Below are 4702 nucleotides of genomic sequence, written 5' to 3'. Positions count from 1 at the left end.
GGGCGGGGCGGGCGCTGCCCGGCGGTGCCCGCCGGGCGGGATGGTTGCGCTGGGCGCGGCCGGAGGGAGATGCGTTGCCGGATGCAATTCCCCGGCCGGCCGACACCGCCCGGCGCCGCTTCCCGGCCGCTACAACCCGTGTTTCCGAAGCTTGCGGACCACCGACGGCTGGCTGATGCCGAGGCTCGCGGCCATCTCGTAGGTCGAGGAATGGCGCTTCTGGGCATCCTGGAGGAGCTGGCGCTCCACCCGGGCGAGGACCTTCGGCAGCGGTTCCGCCCGCCCCTCGGACACGGGCGCCGAGGCTTCGGGCAGGGGCGGCGCCGTCATTCCGGACAGGAGCCCCCGGATCGCCCGGTCGGAGCCGATCCGCGGGCCGGTCTCCGTGACGTACAATCGCTCCAGCACGTTCTCCAGCTCCCGGACGTTCCCCGGCCAGTGGTAGCGCAGGAGCGACTCGATCAGCGAGGGTTCCAGTACCTTGCCGCCGCCATAGCGCTTGTCGACCTTCGCCCAGAGGCGATCGACCAGGCCGGGCAGGTCCTTCTGCCGCTGGCGCAGCGGGGGGATGATGATGGGCACGACGTTCAGGCGGTAGTAGAGATCGGGCCGGAACTGCCCGCTTGCGACCCGCGCCTCCAGATCCACGTTGGTCGCCGCCACCAGTCGGAAATCGACCGACCGCTCCCGGGTGGCGCCCACCCGCATGATCCGGCGATCCTCGAGCGCCTTGAGCAGCTTGGCCTGCACGTCGAGCGAGGCCTCGCTGATCTCGTCGAGAAACAGCGTCCCGCCGCTGGCCTCCTCGATCAGCCCGGCCTTTCCCTTCTGGCGCGCGCCGGTGAAGGCGCCCGATTCGTAGCCGAAGAGCTCGGCCTCGACGAGGCTGCCCGGCAGCGAGGCGCAGTTCAGCTCCACCAGCCGCCCGGTGCGGCGGTCGCTCTGCTGGTGCACCAGACGGGCGAACATGGTCTTGCCCACGCCGGTCTCCCCGAGGAACAGCACGCTTGCAGGCGTCCTGGCCACCCGCCACACCAGCTCGAAGATGCTCCGCATCGCCGGGTCGATGGGCTGCGTGATCTCGGACTCCGCCCCCCGGCCCCGCGCGGCGCCCTCCTGCTTGTAGAAGCGCTGCTGCAGATACTCGTACTCCTCGCGGAGGATATGCAGGTCGGTCATGTCGTAGGAGAAGCTCGCGACCTGGACGATGCTCCCCGCCGCGTCCCGGACCGGGAAGCCCTGGGCCAGCACCGTGCGTCCCATCCGGGTCGTCAGCATGAACTGGACCTCGCGGTCCTCGCGCAGCACCTTGGCGGTGACCGAAGGCGTCAGGACGCCGCTCTTCTCCAGATCGAAGGCGCTGCAGCCGACATAATCCTCCGCCGTCCCGCCATAGAGCGCCGCGAAATTCGGGGCGACGTTGAGGAAGACGCCGTGCCGGTCCGCGACCGCTATTCGCGAGTAGCTTTTTTCCACGATGACCTTCACTAAGGCATCGTGGAGGCTGAAGGTCTCGGGCTGCGGCATCTCAGAAGCTCCACGTCATCGATCAGATCCTGATCACGGACCGACAAGAAGTGATCCACAATCGTATCATCAGCACACAAAACCGTTTGCTGTAAATGAGTTACGCCTTGGCACGACACTTGCATTGCATCTTCACCAAGGATGCGCGTGCAGAAGGGCAACAGTCTCCGGATCTGTCAAGCCGGCACGTGTGGGGGTCAAATACGAAATCGGAGCGGGAGGAACCTCGTGTACAGCTATGCAATCAGACCCGGCGCCATGACACTGGCGGCGGTGCGGCGGATCTACCAGGAGCCGGTGGAGGTCCGGCTGGATGGCTCCGCCGACGCCGCGGTCCAGGCGTCGGTCGATGCAGTCAACCAGATCGTCGCCGAGGACCGGACGGTCTACGGCATCAACACCGGGTTCGGCCTGCTGGCCAATACCCGCATCGAGCGGGAGAACCTGAAGCTCCTGCAGCGCTCGCTGGTCCTGTCGCATGCGACCGGGCTCGGGGATCTCATCGACGACGCCATGGTCCGCCTGATCATGGTGCTCAAGGTCAACGCACTCGGGCGCGGCCATTCGGGCATCCGCCGCGAGCTCCTGCAGGCGCTCATCGCGCTGATCAACGCCGAGGTCTATCCCTGCATCCCCTGCAAGGGCTCGGTGGGCGCATCGGGCGATCTCGCCCCGCTCGCCCATATGAGCGTGGTGCTGCTCGGCGAGGGCGAGGCGCGCCACGGCGGCAAGATCCTGCCCGCCCGCGAGGCGCTGAAGATCGCGGGCCTCGAGCCGCTGGAACTGGCGCCCAAGGAAGGGCTCGCGCTCTTGAACGGCACCCAGGTCTCCACCGCCTTCGCCCTGCGCGGGCTCTTCGAGGCCGAGGATCTCTTCGCCGCCGCCGTGGTCTGCGGCGCCCTGTCGAACGAGGCCATGCTCGGCTCCCGCCGGCCCTTCGACGCGCGCATCCATGCCATCCGCGGCCACCGCGGCCAGATCGACGCGGCGGCGGCCTACCGGTTCCTGCTCGGGGCCATGAGCGAGATCGGCGCCTCGCACCGCGACTGCGACAAGGTGCAGGATCCCTATTCCATGCGCTGCCAGCCCCAGGTCATGGGCGCCTGCCTCACCCAGCTCCGCCAGGCCGCCGAGGTGCTCACGGTCGAATGCAACGCGGTCTCGGACAATCCGCTGATCTTCGCGGAGGATGTCGACGCCATCTCCGGCGGCAACTTCCATGCCGAGATCGTGGCCATGGCGGCGGACAACATCGCCCTGGCGCTGGCCGAGATCGGCGCGCTCTCGGAGCGGCGCATCTCGCTCTTCATGGACAAGAACATGAATGGCGACCTGCCCCCGTTCCTCGTGCGGGACGGCGGCGTCAACTCGGGCTTCATGATCGCCGACGTGACCAGCGCGGCGCTGGCCTCCGAGAACAAGGCGCTGGCCCATCCGGGCAGCGTCGACAGCCTGCCCACCTCGGCCAACCAGGAGGACCATGTCTCCATGGCGCCGGCCGCCGGCCGGCGGCTCTGGGCCATGGCCGAGAACACCCGCGGGGTCCTCGCCATCGAATGGCTCTGCGGCTGCCAGGGCATGGATTACCGCGAGGGCATGAAGACCACCGAGCCGCTGGAACAGGCGCGGGCCTGGCTGCGGGAGAAGGTTTCCTTCTACGACCGGGACCGCTTCTTCCACCCCGACATCGCGGCCGCCAACGACCTCATCAAGGAACGCATCCTGAATAGGCTGGTGCCCCAGGACCTGCTGCCGAGCTTCGGCGCCGATAGCTGAACCGAGCGATGCGCCGGGCCGCGAAGGCGGCCGGCGCGATGCGATGCAACAGGGTTGCCGCCACCGGCGGGAACTCGACGAAGGCGGCTGGCCCGGTGTCGGGCGCGAGGACGGCCGCCGAAGCCTTCAACTGAGAGAAACCCGGCCCTGCGCCCGCCGATGAGCGATGCAGGCGTCAAAGGGGCCGGCGAGGGACGAAGATGAAAAGGGGAGGAAGAGTTCGATGAATTCAATCGTCTTGGCCGTCATCGTGATGATGGCCTTGAGCCTGGTGCGCGTTCCGGTGATCCTGGCGCTCATCATCGCCACGTTCGCTGGCGGAATGAGCGCCGGAATGAGCGTGGGTGACGTGATCGGTGCCTTCGAGGGCGGTCTCGGGAACGGCGCGACAATCGCGCTGTCCTATGCGCTGCTCGGCGCCTTCGCGGTGGCGCTGTCGCGCTCGGGCATCACGCATCTCCTGGCGGAGAAGATCGTCGGCGCCATCGGCGCCGAGCCCGGGGGGCGGAACATCTTCTATGCGAAGATGCTGCTCTGCGGGGCGCTGCTGATCTGCGCCAGCCTGGCCGAGACCATCGTCCCGGTCCACATCGCCTTCATCCCGATCCTGGTGCCGCCGCTGCTCGAGGTGATGGACCGCATCAAGCTCGACCGCCGGGCGGCCGCCTGCGCCGTGACCTGCGGCCTGATCCTGCCCTATATGCTGCTGCCGGTGGGCTTCGGCGCCGTCTATCAGCAGAACATCCTCGGCGAGAACATCAATCTCGCGGGGGAGGGTCTCGACTTCGTCATCGACACGGCGACGATCCCGCTCGCCATGGTGATCCCGTCGCTCGGGATGGTGGCGGGCGTGCTGATCGCCGTGCTGATCAGCTACCGCAAGCCGCGCACCTACGAGGTCAAGGGCGTCGGCGCCCGGAACGAGAAGGTCGCGGTCTCGACCACGCTCACCACCGGCCAGATCGCCCTGAGCATCCTCGGCATCGTCGCGGCGCTGGTTACCCAGCTCGCCACGGATTCGATGATGCTGGGCGGCCTGATCGGCTTCGCGGTGCTCAGCGGCTCCGGCTTCTTCAAGTGGCACGAGGTGGACGACGTCTTCGTGACCGGCCTGCGCATGATGGCGCTGGTCGGCTTCATCATGGTCACCGCCCAGGGCTTCGCCGCCGTGATGCAGGAGACCGGCGAGGTCTCGGCGCTGGTCGAGGGCTCCACCGCGCTGATCGGCGACAGCAAGGGCCTCGCGGCCTTCATGATGCTGCTCGTCGGGCTCCTGATCACCATGGGGATCGGCTCGTCCTTCTCCACGGGGCCGATCATCGCGGTGGTTTACGTGCCGCTCTGCATCAACTTCGGCTTCTCCCCGCTCGCGACCGTGGCGCTCATCCGCACCGCGGGG

Annotated in this window: 3 protein-coding genes; 2 read left to right on the top strand and 1 reads right to left on the bottom strand. The window is 67.9% G+C overall.

Going from position 1 to position 4702, the window contains the following annotated elements:
- Positions 1-129: 129 nt before the first annotated feature.
- Positions 130-1527 (bottom strand): sigma-54 interaction domain-containing protein, encoded by a 1398-nt coding sequence (locus tag V7050_RS18170; RefSeq protein ID WP_324368256.1) that lies wholly within the window; start codon positions 1525-1527, stop codon positions 130-132.
- Positions 1528-1755: 228 nt separating this feature from the next.
- On the opposite strand from V7050_RS18170, the gene hutH reads away from it, so the two are divergent.
- Both hutH and V7050_RS18160 read left to right on the top strand, forming a co-directional pair.
- Positions 1756-3303, top strand: coding sequence for a histidine ammonia-lyase (hutH, locus tag V7050_RS18165; protein ID WP_324368258.1), 1548 nt, complete (start codon positions 1756-1758; stop codon positions 3301-3303).
- A gap of 223 nt (positions 3304-3526) precedes the next feature.
- Positions 3527-4702: Na+/H+ antiporter NhaC family protein (locus V7050_RS18160; protein WP_324410968.1), on the top strand; the 1176-nt coding region annotated here is incomplete at its 3' end.

The sequence above is a fragment of the Amaricoccus sp. genome (assembly GCF_036846665.1).
Lineage (GTDB): Bacteria > Pseudomonadota > Alphaproteobacteria > Rhodobacterales > Rhodobacteraceae > Amaricoccus.
This window is presented reverse-complemented; position numbering and strand designations above follow the sequence as displayed.

Excerpts from the sequence above, each read along its gene's own strand:
- V7050_RS18170 (WP_324368256.1), bottom strand. The coding sequence starts at position 1,527 with ATGCCGCAGCCCGAGACCTTCAGCCTCCACGATGCCTTAGTGAAGGTC.